Source organism: Isoalcanivorax indicus (assembly GCF_003259185.1).
Lineage (GTDB): Bacteria > Pseudomonadota > Gammaproteobacteria > Pseudomonadales > Alcanivoracaceae > Isoalcanivorax > Isoalcanivorax indicus.
In genome coordinates this window covers 392,101-411,650 of sequence record NZ_QGMP01000001.1, presented here as the reverse complement: position 1 = coordinate 411,650, position 19,550 = coordinate 392,101, and the positions used below count along the sequence as shown (strand labels likewise).

Sequence of the window (19,550 nt, the reverse complement as noted above, 5' to 3'; positions counted from 1 at the left end):
GGCAGGCACGGCAACGGAGAACCGGATTATTTTGTAAATTCGGAGGATACCGTCACGGGCGGCAAGAGCCCGTGACGGCCAGGTGAGGTCAGGCGAAGGGGTGACGCAGCATAATGGTTTCGTTGCGGTCCGGGCCGGTGGAAATGATATCGATCGGCGCGCCAGTCACCTCTTCGATGCGGCGGATGTAAGCGCGCGCATTTTCCGGCAGTGCCTCCAGGGTGCGGGCACCCAGGGTCGACTCTTTCCAGCCCGGGAGGGTCTCGTAGACCGGCTCCATCAGCGCATAGGAATCGGCATCCCAGGCGGCAGACAAACTGTTGCCGTCAGCATCCTTGTAACCGATACAGATATTGATGGTGTCGAGTCCGTCCAGCACATCCAGCTTGGTCAGGCACAGGCCGCTGACCGAACTGATCTCAATGGCGCGCTTGAGCGCCACCGCATCGAACCAGCCACAGCGGCGGGCGCGGCCGGTGGTGGAGCCGAACTCATGACCGCGTTCGGCCAGACGCTCGCCCACATCACAGAACAACTCGGTGGGGAACGGGCCGGACCCGACACGGGTGGTATAGGCCTTGGTAATCCCCAGCACGTAATCCAGATACAGGGGCCCGAAACCGGAACCGGTGGCCGTGCCACCCGCCGTGGTGTTGGACGAGGTCACATAGGGATAGGTGCCGTGGTCAATATCCAGCAGGGTGCCCTGGGCACCTTCGAACATGATGCTCTCGCCCGCACGACGCTTGGCATGCAGGATTTCGGTGACGTCCGTGACCATACTGCGCAGCTCTTCCGCGTACGCCATCATCTCGTCCAGGGTCTGCTGGAAGTCCACCGGCTCGGCGTTGTAGTAATTACGCAGCACGAAGTTGTGGTAATCCATCAACTCGCCCAGCTTGGCGGCAAACCGCTCGCGCTGGTACAGATCGCCCAGACGCACGCCACGGCGCGCGACCTTGTCTTCGTAGGCCGGACCGATACCACGACCGGTGGTACCGATCTTGGCCTCACCCCGGGCGCGCTCGCGGGCCTGATCCAGCGCTACATGCACCGGCAGGATCAGCGGGCAGGAGGCACTCAGGCGCAGGCGCTCACGCACCGGCACGCCCTTGTCTTCCAGGCCACGGATTTCGCGCAGCAAGGCGTCCGGCGCCAGCACCACACCATTACCGATCAGGCACTGCACGCCATCGCGCAGGATGCCTGAGGGAATCAGGTGCAGCACCGTCTTCTTGCCGTCGATCACCAGCGTATGGCCCGCATTGTGACCACCCTGGAACCGGGCAACACAGCCCACCTGATCGGTGAGCAGATCCACGATCTTGCCCTTGCCTTCATCACCCCACTGGGTGCCGAGAATAACGACGTTCTTGCCCATTAGTGCTCTACTGATCCGCGATGTTGGAAAGACACAAGCTGCCAGCGATCGCCGTCAGCGTCCAGGCGCCGGTCGCAGCCCAATTCCACCGGGTCGCTATCGACGCCCGGCAAGGCCTGTACGACCCGCTCACCAGCCGCCCGCAGGCGGCCGATTTCCGCCAGCAGGGCCACATCGGACCCCGCTGGCGCCAGAATGCCGCGCACTGGCGGCTGCGGCTGGCAATCGGCCAGCAGCTTGAGATCGGCACTGAAGCCGGTGGCCGGCCGCGCGCGACCGAACACTTCACCAATATGATCGTAGCGGCCGCCCTTGGCCAGTGGCTCGCTCTGCCCGTCACGGTAGGCCGCGAAGGTGCAGCCGGTGTGATAGTGGTAACCGCGCAATTCACCCAGATCCGGGTGCAGGCGTACCGCCGGGAACAGGGTCTGGATGCGGCTGGCCAGCGCCTCCAGTTGCGCCAGCGCCGCCAGCACCTGTTCGCCGGTCTCGGCCAGCAGCGGGCGCGCCTCGGCAAACGCCTGCGTACCCGCCAGCCAGGGCAGCGCGGCCAGCGCCCGGCTTATCGGCGCAGGCAGGTCACGGGCCGCCAGGAACGCCTCCAGTTCGGTGCGTGCCTTGCGCTGATAGATATCCGACAAGGTGGCCTCGTCGACCTCACTCAGTCCTGCCGCAGCCACCAGCGCACGGTAGAGGGCCACATTGCCCAGATCCAGGGTAATGCCGCTGATCCCGGCCTCGCCCAGGGTGGTCAGCATCAGGCTGATGACTTCGGCATCACTGTCCACGCCATCGTGGCCAAACAGCTCGACACCGATCTGGTAAGGAATCCGCGATCCGCCCGGCAGGGCCGCACGGGTGCGCAGCGCGGTGCTGCAGTAACACAGCCGGGTCGGACTGCTGCGGCGCAGGCTGTGGGCATCCATACGGGCTACCTGCGGGGTGATGTCGGCACGCACCCCCATCAAACGGCCACTGAGCTGATCGGTCAGCTTGAAGGTTTCGCGCTCCAGATCACGACCAGCGCCATTGAGCAGCGATTCCAGAAACTCGATCAGGGGCGGAAACACCAACTGGTAACCCCAGCGGTCATACAGGTCCAGCAAGCGGCGGCGCAACCCTTCGATGACGGCAGCACGCTCGGGCAGGACTTCCTCGACCCCTTCTGGCAACAGCCACTGTTCTTCGCGATTCATCATTACCTATATCCGGAACAGACTGATCAGGGCGGCGCCAGCGAGCATGGCCACCAGGCCGATCAGTCGCAGCGTGCGGTCATCCAGCCGGGCCAGCAGCTGTGCGGCCTCGCGCAGGCGCGACGGGGCGGCGAACAGGAGCATTCCCTCGATCACCAGCACCAGACACAGCGCCTTGAACAGCAAAGACCAGTCCATCACAGCCCGCCCTGGCGGAAACCCAGACAGCAAAACGCCGAGCCATTATGGCTCGGCGTTGCGCATGGTAGCACTTTGGCGCGGCCCAGGCACTCATCCCGGGCCGCTTCGGACGGCATAATTGCCGCCCGCCCGTGCCCGTCAGTTGCCGGAGGAACTCTTCAGGTAGCGGAAGAAGTCGCCATCCGGCTCCAGCACCATCACGTCACCGCTATCGCGGAAGGTCTCCCGGTAAGCCTGCAGGCTGCGGTAGAAGCTGTAGAACTCGCGATCACGGTTGTAGGCATCCGCGTAGATCCGCGCGGCCGTGGCATCCCCCTCACCCCGGGTGCGCTCGGCATCACGGAAGGCATCCGCCAGCAGCACGGTGCGCTGCCGGTCAGCCTGGGCGCGGATGATTTCCGCGGCCTCGCGACCCTCGGAACGGTGCCGGGCAGCATCCCGGGCCCGTTCGGCCCGCATCCGCTCGAACACCCGCTCGCGCACCTCATCCGGCCAGTCGACCTGCTTGAGGCGGATATCCACAACATCGATACCGAAATCCTCCAGCGCATCACCCTTGACCTCGGCCAGCACGGCCACCATCAGCTGCTCACGCGCATCCTGCTGCGGATCGAGCCGTGATGCTTCTTCGGCGCTGATGGTTTCCAGTGGCTCGTCACCCTCACCGGTGCCGTCACCAAACCCGACTTCACGGGGCCCGGCGCCACCGTTACCTTCCACCAGGCTGTCCGGGTCGACAATAACTTCCCGACGGCCCGCCACCACCTGCTGCACCGTGCGCTGGGCCACCGCATTACGCAGCCGCTCGGCCACCCGCGCATTCAGACGCTGCTGGGCAATTTCGCGCATGCGCTCGGAGTTATTGGCTCCCCCACCGCCGATCACCGTGACGTACTTCTGGACATCATCCACTCGCCAGATCACGAAGGAACTGACATCCATCAGCTTGCGCTCGGAGGTCAGGTAGGACTGCGCGGGCAACTCATAGGCGGTCGCACGACCATCGACCTTCAGCACCTGGTCGATAAACGGCATCTTGCCGTGAATACCGGGCTGAATATCGGTGCGCACAATCTCCTGGAATCGCTTGAGTACCGCGCGCTCGGTTTCATTGACGATGAAATAGGAATCCAGCGCCACGATGACCAGGAACAGGGCGGCTACCAGACCCATCAGGCTTCTCGGGGACATCAGCGTACCTCCCTGGTGCGGCCATAGAGACTGCGTGGCTGCTGGTTAGCGCCGGACGCACTGCCGCTGCCACTGCTTCCGCTGTCGCGGTTGCCGCTGCTGCGGTCACTGCTGGTGTCCGGCGAGGCATCACGCTCGCGGTGTTGCTTCATGATCTGGTCGAGTGGCAGGTAGATCAGGCTGTCGCCACCCTGCACGTCCACCAGCACCTTGCTGCTGCGGCCGATCACTTCCTGCAGGGTCTCGATATAGAGACGCTCGCGGGTCACCTCCGGTGCCTGACGGTACTCGGTCAGCAACGCACTGAAGCGACTGGCCTCACCGGTCGCCCTGGCCTCCACCTCGGCCCGATAGGCCTCGGCTTCTTCACGCAGGCGCTGGGCGCGGCCGCGCGCTTCCGGGATCACGGCGTTGGCATACGCCTCGGCTTCTTTCTGGAAACGATCCTCGTCCTCTCGGGCACGCGTCACGTCCTGGAACGCATCGCGTACAGCGGCAGGCGCCTGAGTACTGTCCAGCACCACGGCGGACACCAGCAGACCGGTGGAGTAAGTATCCAGATACTCCTGCAAACGCAGCTGCACTTCCGAACGCAGCGCCTCCCGCTCTGAACTGAGTACCGCGTTGATGGTCTTGCTACCCACCACGTGGCGCAGCGCACTCTCGGTCGCATTGCGCAGCACACGCTCGGAGTTGGACACCTTCAACAGATAGGCGGCCGGGTCCAGCACGCGATACTGCACATCCAGCGTCACACTGACGATATTGGTGTCCCCGCTGAGCATTTCCTCGCTGATGCGGTGGCTGTTCACCTGAGTCACATTGACCTTGCTGTACTCCTCGAACGGCGGCAGATGCCAGTTCAGACCCGGATCCACGATGCGATGCAGCTCGCCGAAGCGCAGCACCACACCCTGCTCGGCGGAGTCCACCTGGAAAAAGGCCCAGAAGCCGTACACGAAGATCAGCACCGCGATCACGATCGCCACGATGCCACCAGACGGGGCGCTGCTGCCACCACCGCCACTGTTGTTGCCGCCCTTGCCACCAAAGGCGCCACCCAACTTGTCCTTGAGGTTGCGGATTACCTCGTCCAGATCAGGGGGTCCCTGATCATTCTTGTTGCCACCACCGCCGCCCCCCCAGGGGTCGCGGGGCTTTTGTCCGCCGGGTTCGTTCCAGGCCATCGAAATCTCCGTCAGTCTCGTCCCGTTGCGCGCGGGCGGGAAGGATTGTAGGAAGGGGCATCGTCCCCTGCAACCGGCGCGGCGACGGCCACATCAGCCTCGCAGAGGCCCTCGCCACGCAAAAGTCGTTCAAAATGAATGCGGTTGACCCGCACCCGCAACAACATACCACCCTGGGTATCCGTGTCTTCGGACAGCACTTCGCCAGCCTCATGCAGACGTGCCCGCAAGCGCCCGGCATCTGCAGGCAGCCGCACCCAGCGGTCCACCCAACCCGTCGCCAGGCGTTCTGCCATGGCCTCGTAAAGCAGATCCAGACCCGCGCCGGTGCGCGCCGACACCCAGACCCGCCAGGGGCGGCCCTGCTCGTCACGCTCGATGCGCGGCGCCTCACCCGCCAGATCCGTCTTGTTGTAGACGTGCAGGACAGGCAACTCATCGGCACTGATTTCTGCCAGCACTTCGTCCACCGCGGCCACGTTGCGGTCGCGCTCCTCAGCCGCACTGTCCGTAACATGCAGCAACAGACTGGCCCCCAGCGTTTCCTCCAGCGTAGCACGAAACGCATCCACCAGCCGGTGCGGCAGGTGCCGGATGAAGCCCACCGTGTCGGCCAGAATCGCCGGCCCGACCCCCGGCACCCGCACCCGACGCAAGGTCGGATCCAGCGTGGCGAACAACTTGTCCGCCACGTATACCTCGGCCTGCGTGAGGACATTGAAAAGGGTCGACTTGCCGGCATTGGTGTAGCCCACCAGCGAAATCAGCGGTGTTTCGGCACGCTCGCGGGCACGGCGCCCCTGAGCACGCTGGCTGCGCACCTTGAGCAGACGACTCTCGATGGCGCGGATGCGCTCGCGCACCAGACGCCGGTCGGTTTCCAGCTGGGTTTCGCCCGGGCCACGCAGACCGATACCGCCCTTCTGCCGTTCCAGGTGAGTCCAGCCACGCACCAGCCGGGTGGACAGATGACGCAGCTGCGCCAGCTCCACCTGCAGGCGACCCTCATGGGTGCGGGCGCGCTGGGCAAAGATATCCAGAATCAGGCCAGTGCGATCCAGCACCCGGCACTTCAGGGCGCGCTCGAGATTGCGCTCCTGAGCCGGGCTCAGGGCGTGGTTGAACAGCACCACGTCCGCCTCGTGTTCCAGCACTGTCGCCGCGATCTCTTCGACCTTGCCTGCGCCCACATAGGTCGCCGGCTCCGGCCGATCGCGCCGACCGGTCACTTCTGCCACCGGCGTGACGCCACTGGACACCACCAGATGATGGAACTCGTCCAGATCCTCCTGGCCAGCGGCATCAGGAAGTTCGAGGTGCACGAGTACGGCCCGCTCTACGGGACCATCAGCATTATCGGGGCGTTCGAAAAATTCCATGAAATACCGGTTGTAATGGGGGGGTCTGCGTGAGGCGTCAACCGGCAAGGCGGGCGAAAACACCATCCCGGCAGCAAAACGCTGCCGGGATGGCCAGTTCGACGTCAGGCATTACCCGGGAAACTGTCGCCATTGGGCTGACCCATGGCCGGGTTACCGCCTGCCGGGCCCGCCGCACGAGGGTTGCGTGCCGGCACAACGGTGGATATCGCGTGCTTGTAAACCATCTGGCTGACCGCATTCTTCAGCAGCACGACATACTGGTCGAACGATTCGATCTGACCCTGAAGCTTGATGCCATTGACCAGAAAGATGGAAACGGGAATCCGTTCCTTTCTCAGTGCATTCAGAAAAGGGTCTTGTAGCGAGTGCCCTTTCGACATGGTGGTTCTCCTTGACGTCCTGGGTAAAAAGTAACGCCCTACAAGAACATGTCGCCAGCAAACCGCCAGCGCATCGTCCCCGGGGCAATCAGCGCAATAACCGGGCAAGGCCCGGACCTGTCACGGCTCTCTGTAATGCGTCCTCAAGGCGGATTTTCAAGCCCCCCTCCTCGGCGCGCACCCCATCGCCGCAGCAGCCTTCTTCGTGGCCCCAAGCCGGGCGCCACGCCTGTTTCGTCATGCATCAGGGTAAAAAGGTTCCTGGAGGCTACTAAACACCGATTCGCTGAGGCTTTCAAGGGAATGCGAGGCCTCCAGCGGGATCAGCCCTGGCCAGCCACGCAACCAGGTCAACTGCCGCTTGGCCAGCTGCCGGGTGGCCACGATCGCCCGGCGAACCATCTCCGCCTCATCGTACTCACCGTCCAGATAGCCCCACACCTGACGGTACCCCACCGCGCGAATGGCCGGGAGCCCGGGGTGCAGGTCGCCCCGCGCATGCAACCGCCGCACTTCCTCCAGCAGCCCCTGATTCAGCATCGTTCTGAAACGCACCTCGATACGCGCGTGTAACAGGGCCCGGTCGCCCGGCATCAGTGCGAACTGCGTCACATTATAAGGGAAGGCCGGGCCGCCACCAATGCCCCCTCCCTCCCGACCCTGCTGGCGAGCATGATGCGCGGACAAGGGCTCACCGGTGAGCAGGTAGACCTCAAGGGCCCGCTGCACCCGTTGCTGGTCATTCGGCTTCAGGCGGGCGGCCGCTTCCGGATCCACCTGGGCCAGCCAGGCATGCAGGGCTGGCCAGCCTTCCGCTGCCGCCCGGGCATCCAGTTGCGCGCGCACGGCGGCGTCTGCGGCGGGCAGCTCCGCCAGCCCTTGCAGCAGGGCACGGAAGTACAACATGGTGCCGCCGACCAGCAGCGGGATGCGACCCTCGGCATGCAGCGCGCGGATTTCACGCAGCGCATCCTCACGAAAATCCGCCGCGGAATAGGGCATGGCCGGGTCGCGAAAACCGAGCAAGCGGTGTGGCGCCATCGCCAGCACCTCCGGCTCCGGGCGGGCAGCACCGATCTCCAGCCCTTCGTAGACCAGTGCGGAATCGACGTTGATGATGGCCAGTTGCGGCTGACGCCGCACCAGCTCCACCGCCAGCGCCGTCTTGCCGGAGCAGGTCGGACCCATCAGGAACAGGACAGGGGGCAGGTGAGCGGGCATGGCAACGGACTTGTACGGACCTCAGGGAGCGCCATGGTAAGGCGGCGGGGGCGTATCGGCCAGCAGCCCCTCGTCAATGAACTGTCACAAAGCTGACACAGAGCGGTCATCGGCGGCACGCACCCTTGGCGGTATGAACACATCCAAGCACTACGCCATCGTGACTGAAACCTTCCCGCCGGAGATCAACGGCGTCGCCCTGACGGTTCGCAATCTGGCTCGGGGCCTGGCCCGACGCGGCCACCGCGTATCCCTGGTACGCCCCCGACAGGATCATGAAACGTTACGCCCGTACGGGCAACGCGCCGACCTGCGGGATGAGCCCGGCCTGCAGGATACGCTGGTACGCGGCCTGGCCCTGCCCCGCTACCCGGGCCTCAAGTTCGGCCTGCCCGCGGCTGGCACCCTGCGCCAGCAATGGCGGGTCGACCGGCCGGCGGCCCTGTACGTGGCCACCGAAGGTCCGCTGGGACTGTCGGCGGTCAGCACAGCCCTGCAACTGGGCATCCCGGTGGCCACTGGCCTGCACACTCGCTTCGACGAATACATGCGCGACTACGGGCTGGGCGCCCTCGCCGGCCTGGCCTTTGCCTGGATGCGCTGGTTCCACAATCGCGCCGGCGCCACGCTGGTGCCCACGGCGGAGCTGCGCGACGCTCTTGCCCAGCGCGGCTTCCGGCGACCGGTGCATCTGGCGCGTGCCGTGGACCCGGTCCGTTTCAGCCCACGCTGGCGTGATCGCGCCCTGCGCGCCAACTGGGGACTGACCGACACCGACCTGGCCGTCATCTACGTGGGCCGTCTGGCTGCCGAAAAAAACCTGGGGCTGGCGATACGCGCCTTTCGCGCCCTTCAGCAGCGCCGCCCCGACGCCCGCTTCATCTGGATCGGCGACGGCCCGCAACGCACAGCTCTGGAACGGGCCAACCCGGACTTCCTGTTCTGCGGCCTGCAACAGGGCGAGGCGCTGCCACGGCATATTGCCAGCGGCGACCTGTTCCTGTTCCCGAGCCGCAGCGAAACCTTCGGCAACGTGACCCTGGAGGCCATGGCCAGCGGCGTGCCCACAGTGGCCTTCAACTACGGCGCCGCGCGCGAACATTTGCGCAGCGGCCTGCACGGTGCCTGCGTGGACGACGACACCGGTTTCATTGATGCAGCTATTGCCCTGGCCACCGATGACGCGACACGCCAGCACCAGAGTCAGGCCGCCAGCGCCGCCATGCAACGCCTGCACCCCGACCAGGTCGCTGCGGCATTCGATGCACTGCTCGGCGGGCTTTCCGCTCCCACTGCGCGCGAGGAGGAGGTCTCATGCAACCGCTATCCCGTGAAGTGATTCTGCTGCGCGACATCGGCTGGTGTCTGCGCGCCAACCGCTGGTGCGAAAAACATTTGTTGCGCCACTATTTTGCCAGCGTCAGCCGACTCGGCGACGGCGTCTTCTGGTACACGCTGATGTTCGCCATGGTGATGGTGGATGGTTTTTATGGCCTGATGGCCGCCGCCCATATGCTGGCCACCGGCCTGGTGGCACTGGTGATGTACAAGACCCTGAAACGCTGGACACGGCGCCCGCGCCCCTTCGCCCACGACGGTCGCATTCACGCCTGGGTCGCCCCCCTGGATGAATTCAGTTTTCCGTCCGGGCACACCCTGCACGCCACGGTCTTCACACTGGTTGCCCTGGCCTATTACCCGATGCTCGCGATCCTGCTGGTGCCGTTCGCCATCAGCGTCGCCCTGTCGCGCGTTTTCCTGGGGCTGCACTATCCCAGCGATGTCCTCGCCGCCCTCGCCATCGGCACCTTGCTCGCGAGCACCTCCCTCTACCTGATCTGAAACAACAGACGCCCCGCACCGCTGCTGTCCCTCGTTCAGGGGACACACCTGAATTAGCTTGTGAGCCAATCGAAGCGCCACCTATACTGGCTGCAATAAAAACATGAAGCCGTTCTCTTTTGGGGGTATCAACAATGTTCACACGATCCATCGTGGCCATTTGCGTGGCGGCGGCGTCGACCTCTGCGTTGGCGCTGCCGGGCACTGTCGGCAAAGGCCCAAACGTCACCTACGGTCATAACAGCCATGGCGTGAACCTGCACAGCCTCTCCGGCAACCCGGCGCACGGCCTTCATGTCCTCCGCGAAGACAGCACACTCCGCCTGGGCCGTGCGGGTGCTTTCAGTCTGGGCTATGAAGCCGGCAAGCTCGACAATTTTCTGGATCGTGCCGATGACGTACTGGACAACCTGGAGCGCGAAAACCTGACCGTGGCCGAGGGCATCGCACTCGCCAACGAAACCAATGAACTGGTGGAAATTCTGGGGCGCGATGGCTACCTGCGCGTCAATACCGGCCTGCAGGCACCGCTGACACCCATTGCGTTCAGAACGGCGGCGGGCGTCTTCAGCGTCTCCGTGGAAGCCGATCTGGAAGTGCGTGCCAGCATCCTCGACGACGCTGTCACTTACGACGCCATCAATCAGGAACTGCGCACCCGGACCTCGCTGTACCTGAAATCGGCGGCCCTGACGAAAGTCAGCGTGGGCTGGGCCGATGAGCTATGGCGCCAGGACAACCGGTCGGTCACCGGCGGCGCGCGTGTCAACCTGATCCACGGCGCCCTGAGCAAGCAGGTGGTCAACATGAAAGCCGCCGCCACCAATGATGACGACGACGACATCGGCGATATCATTTCGGACCAGTACGACACCAACCAGCGCACCAGCTCCACCCTCGGCCTGGATGTCGGCGTGGCGTTTCAACAGGACAACTGGCGCGGCGGCCTGACCCTGAAAAACATCAATGAACCGTCACTGCGTTATGGCGCCGTCGGCATCGGCTGTGCCTCCCTGCAGGCCGGATCGCAGGAACAGACCAATTGCCTGACCGCTGACTATTTCGTGCAGGAGGGTCGTATCGCTGCCAATGAGAAATGGGTGCTGGCCAGTCAGGCTACCGTCGATGGCAGCTACAGCTTCAGCAACGGGCGCGGCATGGCCGGCTTCAGCTACGACCTGACCGACGCCAACACGCCCACCGGTGACCGCGAACAGATGCTGTCGCTGGTGACGGGCTATCAGTTACCGAATGTCTGGCTGCCGGGGGTGCGCGGCGGTTATCACGCCAACCAGCGCGGCAGCCGACTGTCGAGCCTCAGCGTCGGCATGACCTGGTTCAACCGCCTGACACTTGATGCGCTTATCGGCCTCGAAAAAGTGGAGATCGACGGCAGTTCCCTGCCACGTACCGCCGCACTGAGCCTGGGCTGGCAATCCCGTTTCTGAGCAACACCAAAAATTTGAGCAAGGGGGGCAACATGATGAACAGCATAAAATGGCCACTGATCTCGCTCGCCGCCGTCACGCTGGCGGCTTGCGGTGGCACCAGCAGCCAGGACGGTTCACGTCAGGGCGCATCGGGCACCGAGGGGCGCATCACCATCAATGGCGGCCTGGCAGGCGCCACGATTTTCGTCGACATGAACGGCTCCGACAGCCACGACGATGACGAGCCCATCGGTTATACCGACAGCCAGGGCTTCTTCGGCTACAACCCGATCACACGGATCAATTATTGCCGCAGCGATAATCCCCTGCATCGCCAGCACTGCCTGCGCCTGCCCTCGCTGGACAACCTGCCCGACGAGGTCACGGTGTTCTATTATGGCGGCGTCGACATGGTGACCGGCCAACAGAACGACAGCGTGTATCGCTATCATGTTCAGGTAGATGCCCTGCGCGGCCGCACCCTGGACCTGGATGGCGCGCTGGCCATGGTCTCCGCCATCGCCGACAGCGAAGACAGTCTCGACATCCTTTACGGCATCATCGACGCTTTCTACCAGGTGCATATCGAGAATGTAGCGCCCTTCATGCTGGTCCCCATGGGACGCTCCATGTCAGACAGCGAGCTCAGTGCCCAGGCGAAATTCGACGCCCTGGTTGCGCAAGGCATCTTCACCGGCCTGGACGACAGCAAAGAGCTCGACGACAAGCTGACCCGCGCCGAAGTCAGCAAGATTCTGGCAGCAATCCTGAAGCTGCCAACCGACCCCCCCAGCCAAGGCAGCTTCCCCGACATCAGCGGCGACCTATGGTCTGCCGGTTATCTCGCTGATTTCAAGGCCGGCAAGCTGGCGGAACAGACGGACGGAAAATTTCCGCCCAACAAATCCATATCGCTCGAAGAGATGGCCATCCTGCTCACCAGGACCCTCGGTGGCGTCACGCCCACTGACCCGAACGATATCGCACAATGGGCCAGCGAGTACTTGAGTGCAGCCATCGAGCTGGGCCTGATGCCACCCAACACTGACACCACCTCGGCAGCAACGCGCAGTCAACTGATCGAAGCCAGCTTCTTCGTTAATCAGGACCTCTTTTCTGATCCGGATCCACAGGTCAACAACCCGCTGTCCAGGCTCTCACAGTGGCTGATCAATGCACTGAAAGACGACGAAGACCTGAACAACAGTTTTACCAGCGCTGAGTTCGATGTGCTACTTGAAAGCCTGATCGCACTGGCAGAGGAAGCCGAGAACAACAACCAGACCATCAATCTGGCTCGCCTGGCTGCCTTCCTCAACGATCTGGATCGCGACCTGGAAAACACGTCGCTGGGCGACTTTCTGCTCGACAAGGACTTCTTCGACGCCACGCTGGTCGGGTTGAGCAGCCACGTCATCGATATCCGATACGACGACCCCGCCAAAGGCAACGGTCGCGTGCAGCTCCGTCTGATCCCGGCCTCCGGCGGCGCGCCGCTCGATGGCGGCACGTTGCAAGCTTGCTTGCGTTACGAAGAAGTGGGCACCCTGCCCCAGCAACAGTTGTTCGGCGACCCGCTGTACGTATCCGGCCAGTGGAGCCGACTCAATGACAACAGTCTGCTACTGAACCTGAACCTGCTGCCGGGCGCACCATACCACCAGGTACTACAGCTCGACTGGGCGCAGGTAGCGTCGGGGCAAGGGGAAAGCAACAACCTGACCAGCATCGGCTTCGACCTGACCGGCAGCCTTGATGCCTGGGACATCGCGCTGCTGCCGGTGGCCAGCGAATGGCTGTCCCTGGGCAACCATGCCCAAGGCGACAATGCCAGCTGCGCACTGCTGCTCAGCGAGGACTGACGCCATCACCAAAGGCCCCGGCGGAAGCAACCGCCGGGGCCACCTCATGACACAGGAATATCGAAGTGCAACACCTCCTCACGCACACCCAACCTTGAATAAAGGGCTATCGCCGCTTCATCTTCGGGCCCGGTATCGGCCTGCACATAGATAACCCAGGCACCGCGATCTGCGGCAATACCCTTTAACGCTTCAATCAAAGCTGTAGCAATGCCGAGGCGCCGGCAGGACTCGTCTACAGCGAGATCATAGATATACATCTCGCTACGCGCCTGCTCGAACTTGACCAGTTCATAGGCCGCCAGGCCGCCCACCACGACCCCGTCCTGCTCGGCCACCAGCGCCACAAAAGTGTCGCTGCCGAGCAACCGCCGCAGATAGGCCGCATCAGGACGTTTTTCATCGTAGACGTCCGGCTGTCCGAACGCCTTGCCAAACAACCCCAGCATGTCGCCCATCAGGATCAGATCATCCGCACCCAGCGGCTTGATGGAATACCGTCTCGTCATCAGTGCTGTCTCTTGTCACATCGCCACATCAGCCTGCCATCAACATTACCCCGAAAACGGTTCGATCATCAGCAAAAGATGGGCGGCTGGCTCCAGGTCAGCAACCGGTCCAGCGAGGGCCATAACGCCTGAAACGCCCCGCCAGTTGGCACATCGCGCCATGCTCAATCACCCACGTCCTGTTTTGACAATGGAATGGTGCAGACGCCTGATTCACTCTCCCTTCGGTGGGCCGGTAGTCTCCGACCCACCCATCAGCGAATCAGGGAGTACAGGGTGGACACGACAGCTACAGGCCAGAAGCGCAACCGCGGGCTACGCCGCGTCGCCGGGGCACGCCACCTTTCGGAAGCACAAATCCAGTCCTTCGGCGCCGAAGTGAAGCGTATCGGCCATCGGGTCATGAGCGACCTGGGCGAACAGGACGCGCGCTACTTCCGCCGACTGCTGGCCGCGCACCGCGCAGCCGAAATCTCCGGGCGCCTGCTCATCTTCGCTGGCATTCTTCATCCCGCCTTCTTTTTCGTCGGCGCTATCGTCCTCGGCCTGGCCAAGATCCTCGACAACATGGAAATTGGCCACAACGTACTGCATGGGCAATGGAACTGGCTCGGCGACCCGAAAATTCATTCCAGCACCTGGGAATGGGGCGGCGTCTGCCCGGCACGCCAGTGGCAGCGCTCCCACAACATGATCCACCACAAATGGACCAACGTGATCGGTCGCGACCGTGATTTCGGCTATGAGGCATTGCGGGTCAGTGCACGGCAGCCCTGGAAACGCTCGCATCTGTTTCAGCCAGTGACCAACCTGATGATGGCGCTGTTCTTCAACTGGGGCGTCGCCATCCATGACGACGAACTGGCAGACTGGCGCGCCGGCCGACGCAGTAAAGCGTCGATCCGGCACAAGCTGCACGCACTGAGAAACAAGATTGCCAGGTCACTGGGCACGGACTATCTGCTTTTCCCGCTGCTGGCTGGCCCCTGGTTCCTTCAGGTCTTCCTGGCCAACATGGGCGCCAACCTGATTCGCAACCTGTGGGCCTATGCCGTGATCTTCTGTGGGCACTTCGCCGATGACGTCGAGGATTTCGAGGAAGCCGACATCGAAGACGAAGACAAGTCGGGCTGGTATATCCGCCAGATTCTGGGTTCCGCCAATATCGAGTGCGGGCCGTGGATGCATCTGATGAGCGGCCACCTGAGCTGCCAGATCGAGCACCACCTGTTCCCCTCGATGCCGAGCCGACGCTACCAGGAGATTGCCCCGGAAATCCGCGCCCTGTGTGCGCGCTACGGGATTCGCTACAACGCTCGCCCTCTGGGTGCGCAACTGTTCAGCGTATGGCGAAAGATTTTCCGCTATGCCCTGCCACCGGGAAAACAGTTCAGCCCCTCATGACCGGACACAGATCGGCCTGCTCCGGCCCATGACCGCGACGCGCTGATCGACATGCCCTGCCCCCTTGCGCCATGATGTCGCTCGAAGGGTCTGTTGACCCGCTGCACGTCAGGAGCTGGCCATGAAAGCCATTGTCACGTCCGGGCTCGGGCCCCGCGCCCCGCTGGTGATCGGTGATGTCGCGCGCCCCCGGCCTGGCCGCAATGATCTGCTGGTGGCCGTGCAGGCGTCCTCCGTCAACCCGAAGGACTGGAAACTCAACCGCAACATTGCCGCCGTTGTGCCACGGCTGGGCGGTGCGTTGCGCACCCACCTGTTCGGCGATGACCTGAGCGGCATTGTCGTGGACAAAGGCCGGGCCGTGACCGGCTTCAAGGTCGGTGACGCCGTCTACGGCATGGACATGCGCCTGCGCACCAATGCCTGTGCCGAGTTCGCGGTGATTGACCAGCGCCGTGTGGCGCACAAGCCCGCCAACCTGAGCCACGAACAGGCCGCTGCGGTGCCACTGGCCGCCCAGACCGCCTTGCAGGCCTTCCGCAAGGCCGGGGTGGGCAGCGGCACGCGGCTGCTGATCATTGGCGCCTCGGGCGGCGTCGGCACCTTCGCCATACAGATTGGCAAAGCGCTGGGCGCAGAAGTCACTGGCGTATGCAGCCATCGCAACCTCGAACTGGTGCGTCAACTCGGCGCAGACGCCGTGATCGACTACACCGCCGAGGACTACCTGCGCCGCGACGACGACTTCGATGTGGTGTTCGATGCCACATCACACGAAAGCCCCGACACCTGCGCCTCGCTGCTGAAGCCGGATGGCATCTTTGTCACCACGGGCGGTTATCTGCACGCCTACCTGAACGTCGCCCGCCGCAAACTGCTACGCCGGGGCGTGCAGGCCAAGCTGGTTATCGTGGAGTCCTGGACACACGATCTGGAAACGCTGACCCAGTGGATCGAGGCAGGCCGGATCACGCCGGTCATCGACAGCCTGTACCCGATGGAGAATCTGGACGCCGCCTACCAGCACAGCAAAAGCGGGCGGGCCAGAGGGAAGATCGTTGTTCAGGTGGGCAGCGATACGCCCACCCGGGGCACCTAACGACCGCGTAAAAAAAGACGGTCGAGTTCTTTCATACTCAGCTGCATCCAGGTGGGGCGGCCGTGGTTGCACTGACCGCTGCGCTCGGTGGCTTCCATATCCCGCAGCAGGGCATTCATTTCATCCACCGTCAGGCGCCGGTTGGCGCGCACGCTGCCGTGGCAGGCCATGCTGGAGAGCAGTTCGTCGATCTGCTGTTCGATGCGTTCGCTGCTACCTTGCATCACCAGGTCTGACAGCACATCACGCACCAGGGCCTCCACATCAGCGCCACGCAGCAGGGCCGGAATTTCCCGCACCACCAGGGTTTCCGGGCCGGCACGCTCCACGGTGAAGCCGAGGCGGGCAAACGTATCGGGCTGGTGTTCGGCAAAATCCGCTTCGCGGGTAGACACCGCCATGGAGAGCGGCACCAGCAGTGGCTGGGCGCGCACGCGCGCTTCGCCCCAGGCACGCTTCAGACCTTCGTAAGTAATGCGTTCATGGGCGGCATGGGTGTCCACCAGCACCAGACCCTCGGCGTTCTGGGCAAGAATGTAGATGCCGTGCAGATGCGCCAGGGCAAAACCCAGCGGGGGCATGCCGTCATCGCGACTGTCCGGGAGGGGGCTGGCAGCGGCCTGATCGGGCGCCGCTGCAGGCCAGCCCGCCAGCGTGTCACTGACCTGCCGCTCCAGATCGTTACGGGTGCTGAACAGACTGGCGTAGGCCTGAGACTGGGCGTGGCCGTCCTGCTGCGGCGCGTGTGACGCGGCACGTGGTGGCGCCAGCATCATATTGCCCTGTCGGGGTGCCTGAGCGGTGTCGGCGCCCGCCTCCAGTGGCGCCTCAACAGCGCGCGCCTGCGGTACCGGTCCCTCACCGGGGCGCATCTCGGCGATGGCGCGGTGCAGCGAGCGGAACAGGAAATCATGCACCATGCGCTGTTCGCGAAAACGCACTTCGTGCTTGGTCGGGTGCACGTTCACGTCCACCAGCGCCGGGTCCAGTTCCAGGAACAGCACATAGGCCGGGTGGCGGCCGTGGTACATCACATCGCGGTAGGCCTGCCGCACGGCATGATTGACCACCTTGTCGCGAATCACCCGGCCATTGACGTAAAAATATTGCAGATCGGCCTGGGCACGGGAGAAGGTCGGCAAGCCGAGCCAGCCATGCAGGCGCAGACCCGCCGCTTCCATATCCACCGCCACCGCCTGTTCCATGAACGCGCTGCCGCACAGGCGCGCCACCCGCTGAGCGCGGCTGGCAGCATCCCTGGCGGGCGGCAACTGGTGCACCGGCTTCTGGTTATGCGACAGACGGAAGCCGGTATCGAATTCACTCAAGGCGATACGACGAAAGACTTCTTCCAGATGGCCGAACTCGGTTTTTTCAGTGCGCAAGAAACGGCGTCGTGCCGGCGTATTGAAAAACAGGTCGCGCATTTCCACGGTCGTGCCCTGCGGATGCGCGGCAGGGCTCACCTCCGGAGCCATATCACGACCGGCCACCTGCACCTGCCAGGCAGCACCCTCTTCGCTGTCGCCCGCGTTACTGGTCAGCGTCAGGCGAGACACCGAACTGATGGCCGCCAACGCTTCACCGCGAAAACCCAGACTGCCAATGGCTTCCAGATCTTCCACGGCGCGGATCTTGCTGGTGGCATGACGTGACAACGCCAGAGGCAGGTCATCGCGTTCGATACCGCCCCCATCGTCGCGCACCCGTACCAGACGCACACCACCTTGCTCGACATCCACCACGATATTGCTGGCGGTGGCATCCAGTGCATTTTCCAGCAGTTCTTTCAGAACGGACGCGGGCCGCTCGACCACCTCCCCGGCGGCAATCTGGTTGGCCAGGCGGGGGTCGAGCTGATTGATACGTGTCATGGGATCTTCAGTTCCTGGCCCACGCGAATCAGGTCACCACTGATGTTGTTGGCATCGCGCAAGGCGGCCTCGGTGACGCTGTAACGGCGGGCAATGGCAGACAGGGTTTCACCGGGCTGGATGCGGTGACTGGCCACACTGCCGCCGCCATTGCGGCGTTGCTCGGCAAACCAGCTCCCCGGGGCCGGGTGATGTTCAAAATAACGGCGCACGCCGTTGAGGATGGCGCGCGCGATACGGTCCTGGTGCTCGGCGGTCTGCAATTTGCGCGCTTCTTCCGGGTTGGAAATAAAGCCGGTTTCCACCAGCACCGAGACCATGCTCGGTTCGCGCAGCACCGCAAAGTTGGCCTGTTCCACCTGCCTGCGGTTGCCGTGCAAGCGGGTGAAGCTGCCCATCTCCTCGATCAGTTCCTTGCCCATGTACAGGCTGTGGGCCATGGAACCGCTGAGCGTCATGTCCGCCAGCACGCCCATCAGGCCGCTATTGTCCTTTTCTTCCTCATAGACCCCGGCCACGCGGTCCGAATCGTTGGCCATGCGCGCCAGATAGGCCGCGCGGGCACTGGTGGCGCCACGGTTTGACAGCGCAAAGACCGAGGCGCCATTGGCACGCGGGTCGGTAAACGCGTCCGCATGCAGGGAAATGAACACATCCGCACCATGCTGCTCGGAGGCAATGCGGCGGCGCTCCGCCAGCGGCACATAATAATCACCATCACGCACCAGCACCGGCTGTATCCCCGGTGCGGCATCCATCAGTCGGTAGACGCGCCGGGCTATCTGCAATACCACATCTTTTTCGCGCACACCGCCGGGGCCGATGGCGCCAGGGTCCTCACCACCATGACCGGGGTCGATGGCCACAATCATGGGGCGCGGACCTTCCTGCTGCTCGACGATCTTTTCCATGCTGCGTACCGGCTCGGGATCGGTATCGAACAGGTCGATCACCAGACGCCAGCCGTGGGGGTCGATCGGCTTGAGCAGGTTACTGCGCGGGCGGACGCTGTCATTCAGGTCGAACACCACGCGGGTCATGGCCTCATGGCGCCCCACCCGAATGCCATTGATGGGGCTGCGCGACAACGACAGGCTGTTCATGTCGAAATCCAGCCGGGCGTCGGTGAGGTCAACGACGATCCGGTCGGGATTGCTCAGGCGGTCGATCTTGTGATCCACCGGACCCTTGAGGTCGAACACGATACGGGTGTGGTCCGGGGCACGATGCAAACGCACGGATTCGATGTTCTGGGCACTGGCCCAGGCCGATGCAAACAGGGAAAACAACAGGGTCAATGCAAGGGACAGTCCACCCGCGGCACGCTGCATCAGGGCACCGGCATGCACTCTGTCTTGCGGTCTGGTCATCGACTGCGCTGGCATGAACCG

Annotated in this window: 17 protein-coding genes; 6 read left to right on the top strand and 11 right to left on the bottom strand. The window is 63.6% G+C overall.

The genetic code is table 11. From position 1 onward, the window contains the following. Positions 1–88: 88 nt before the first annotated feature. The 8 genes from DKW65_RS01855 to miaA form a co-directional block, all read right to left on the bottom strand. Entirely contained in the window at positions 89–1,381 is a 1,293-nt protein-coding gene (locus DKW65_RS01855) for an adenylosuccinate synthase (RefSeq protein WP_111655655.1), read from the bottom strand. After that, positions 1,381–2,577, bottom strand: a complete 1,197-nt coding sequence (locus tag DKW65_RS01850; RefSeq protein ID WP_211315777.1) for an ATP phosphoribosyltransferase regulatory subunit — start codon at positions 2,575–2,577, stop codon at positions 1,381–1,383. The genes DKW65_RS01855 and DKW65_RS01850 overlap by 1 nt, the downstream gene beginning before the upstream one ends. A gap of 6 nt (positions 2,578–2,583) precedes the next feature. After that, positions 2,584–2,775 carry a DUF2065 domain-containing protein gene (locus DKW65_RS01845; protein ID WP_111655653.1) on the bottom strand — a complete coding sequence of 64 codons (192 nt, stop codon included), beginning with the start codon at positions 2,773–2,775 and terminating at the stop codon, positions 2,584–2,586. A gap of 141 nt (positions 2,776–2,916) precedes the next feature. Then, positions 2,917–3,969 (bottom strand): protease modulator HflC, encoded by a 1,053-nt coding sequence (hflC, locus tag DKW65_RS01840; protein WP_245932375.1) that lies wholly within the window; start codon positions 3,967–3,969, stop codon positions 2,917–2,919. Then, the gene (hflK, locus tag DKW65_RS01835) at positions 3,969–5,156 is read right to left on the bottom strand and encodes an FtsH protease activity modulator HflK (RefSeq protein ID WP_111655651.1); all 1,188 of its coding nucleotides are present in this window, start codon (positions 5,154–5,156) and stop codon (positions 3,969–3,971) included. Before hflK ends, hflC begins: the two co-directional genes overlap by 1 nt. 11 nt (positions 5,157–5,167) lie before the next feature. Beyond that, positions 5,168–6,535 carry a ribosome rescue GTPase HflX gene (gene hflX / locus DKW65_RS01830; RefSeq protein WP_111657478.1) on the bottom strand — a complete coding sequence of 456 codons (1,368 nt, stop codon included), beginning with the start codon at positions 6,533–6,535 and terminating at the stop codon, positions 5,168–5,170. Positions 6,536–6,639: 104 nt separating this feature from the next. Then, a complete protein-coding gene (gene hfq, locus DKW65_RS01825) occupies positions 6,640–6,918 on the bottom strand; it encodes an RNA chaperone Hfq (RefSeq protein WP_111655650.1) in 279 nt (92 codons plus the stop codon). 237 nt (positions 6,919–7,155) lie between these two features. Next, positions 7,156–8,139 carry a tRNA (adenosine(37)-N6)-dimethylallyltransferase MiaA gene (miaA, locus tag DKW65_RS01820; RefSeq protein WP_111655649.1) on the bottom strand — a complete coding sequence of 328 codons (984 nt, stop codon included), beginning with the start codon at positions 8,137–8,139 and terminating at the stop codon, positions 7,156–7,158. 133 nt (positions 8,140–8,272) lie between these two features. Between miaA and DKW65_RS01815 the strand changes: the two genes are divergently transcribed. The 4 genes from DKW65_RS01815 (at position 8,273) to DKW65_RS01800 (ending at position 13,273) form a co-directional block, all read left to right on the top strand. Next, on the top strand, positions 8,273–9,478 hold the full coding sequence (locus tag DKW65_RS01815) for a glycosyltransferase family 4 protein (protein WP_111655648.1): 1,206 nt from the start codon (positions 8,273–8,275) through the stop codon (positions 9,476–9,478). After that, positions 9,454–9,981, top strand: a complete 528-nt coding sequence (locus tag DKW65_RS01810; protein WP_111655647.1) for a phosphatase PAP2 family protein — start codon at positions 9,454–9,456, stop codon at positions 9,979–9,981. Before DKW65_RS01815 ends, DKW65_RS01810 begins: the two co-directional genes overlap by 25 nt. A 134-nt stretch (positions 9,982–10,115) precedes the next feature. Then, positions 10,116–11,429 (top strand): conjugal transfer protein TraF, encoded by a 1,314-nt coding sequence (gene traF, locus DKW65_RS01805; protein ID WP_111655646.1) that lies wholly within the window; start codon positions 10,116–10,118, stop codon positions 11,427–11,429. A 32-nt stretch (positions 11,430–11,461) separates the two neighbouring features. Next, positions 11,462–13,273 (top strand): hypothetical protein, encoded by a 1,812-nt coding sequence (locus DKW65_RS01800; RefSeq protein WP_111655645.1) that lies wholly within the window; start codon positions 11,462–11,464, stop codon positions 13,271–13,273. Between the two features lie 44 nt (positions 13,274–13,317). Here the strand turns inward: DKW65_RS01800 and DKW65_RS01795 are convergent, their stop codons facing one another. Continuing rightward, positions 13,318–13,782, bottom strand: a complete 465-nt coding sequence (locus DKW65_RS01795) for an AAC(3)-I family aminoglycoside N-acetyltransferase (RefSeq protein ID WP_111655644.1) — start codon at positions 13,780–13,782, stop codon at positions 13,318–13,320. Between the two features lie 276 nt (positions 13,783–14,058). Here DKW65_RS01795 and DKW65_RS01790 point away from each other — a divergent pair, with 276 nt between their 5' ends. Together DKW65_RS01790 and DKW65_RS01785 are read left to right on the top strand one after the other, a co-directional pair. Continuing rightward, entirely contained in the window at positions 14,059–15,186 is a 1,128-nt protein-coding gene (locus tag DKW65_RS01790; protein ID WP_245932374.1) for a fatty acid desaturase family protein, read from the top strand. A 121-nt stretch (positions 15,187–15,307) separates the two neighbouring features. Further along, on the top strand, positions 15,308–16,285 hold the full coding sequence (locus DKW65_RS01785; RefSeq protein WP_111655642.1) for an NAD(P)-dependent alcohol dehydrogenase: 978 nt from the start codon (positions 15,308–15,310) through the stop codon (positions 16,283–16,285). On the opposite strand, the gene mutL is transcribed toward DKW65_RS01785, so the two are convergent. Beyond that, complete coding sequence (gene mutL, locus DKW65_RS01780) at positions 16,282–18,159, bottom strand: DNA mismatch repair endonuclease MutL (protein ID WP_111655641.1); 1,878 nt, start codon at positions 18,157–18,159, stop codon at positions 16,282–16,284. The genes DKW65_RS01785 and mutL overlap by 4 nt on opposite strands. Continuing rightward, positions 18,156–19,544, bottom strand: a complete 1,389-nt coding sequence (locus tag DKW65_RS01775; RefSeq protein WP_245932373.1) for an N-acetylmuramoyl-L-alanine amidase — start codon at positions 19,542–19,544, stop codon at positions 18,156–18,158. Before DKW65_RS01775 ends, mutL begins: the two co-directional genes overlap by 4 nt. Between the last annotated feature and the right edge of the window lie 6 nt (positions 19,545–19,550).

Excerpts from the sequence above, each read along its gene's own strand:
- miaA (WP_111655649.1), bottom strand. The coding sequence starts at position 8,139 with ATGCCCGCTCACCTGCCCCCTGTCCTGTTCCTGATGGGTCCGACCTGC.
- DKW65_RS01815 (WP_111655648.1), top strand. The coding sequence starts at position 8,273 with ATGAACACATCCAAGCACTACGCCATCGTGACTGAAACCTTCCCGCCG.
- DKW65_RS01845 (WP_111655653.1), bottom strand. The coding sequence starts at position 2,775 with ATGGACTGGTCTTTGCTGTTCAAGGCGCTGTGTCTGGTGCTGGTGATC.
- DKW65_RS01775 (WP_245932373.1), bottom strand. The coding sequence starts at position 19,544 with ATGCCAGCGCAGTCGATGACCAGACCGCAAGACAGAGTGCATGCCGGT.
- hfq (WP_111655650.1), bottom strand. The coding sequence starts at position 6,918 with ATGTCGAAAGGGCACTCGCTACAAGACCCTTTTCTGAATGCACTGAGA.
- DKW65_RS01810 (WP_111655647.1), top strand. The coding sequence starts at position 9,454 with ATGCAACCGCTATCCCGTGAAGTGATTCTGCTGCGCGACATCGGCTGG.
- hflC (WP_245932375.1), bottom strand. The coding sequence starts at position 3,969 with ATGTCCCCGAGAAGCCTGATGGGTCTGGTAGCCGCCCTGTTCCTGGTC.
- DKW65_RS01800 (WP_111655645.1), top strand. The coding sequence starts at position 11,462 with ATGATGAACAGCATAAAATGGCCACTGATCTCGCTCGCCGCCGTCACG.
- traF (WP_111655646.1), top strand. The coding sequence starts at position 10,116 with ATGTTCACACGATCCATCGTGGCCATTTGCGTGGCGGCGGCGTCGACC.
- DKW65_RS01785 (WP_111655642.1), top strand. The coding sequence starts at position 15,308 with ATGAAAGCCATTGTCACGTCCGGGCTCGGGCCCCGCGCCCCGCTGGTG.
- DKW65_RS01850 (WP_211315777.1), bottom strand. The coding sequence starts at position 2,577 with ATGAATCGCGAAGAACAGTGGCTGTTGCCAGAAGGGGTCGAGGAAGTC.
- DKW65_RS01855 (WP_111655655.1), bottom strand. The coding sequence starts at position 1,381 with ATGGGCAAGAACGTCGTTATTCTCGGCACCCAGTGGGGTGATGAAGGC.
- hflK (WP_111655651.1), bottom strand. The coding sequence starts at position 5,156 with ATGGCCTGGAACGAACCCGGCGGACAAAAGCCCCGCGACCCCTGGGGG.
- DKW65_RS01795 (WP_111655644.1), bottom strand. The coding sequence starts at position 13,782 with ATGACGAGACGGTATTCCATCAAGCCGCTGGGTGCGGATGATCTGATC.
- hflX (WP_111657478.1), bottom strand. The coding sequence starts at position 6,535 with ATGGAATTTTTCGAACGCCCCGATAATGCTGATGGTCCCGTAGAGCGG.
- mutL (WP_111655641.1), bottom strand. The coding sequence starts at position 18,159 with ATGACACGTATCAATCAGCTCGACCCCCGCCTGGCCAACCAGATTGCC.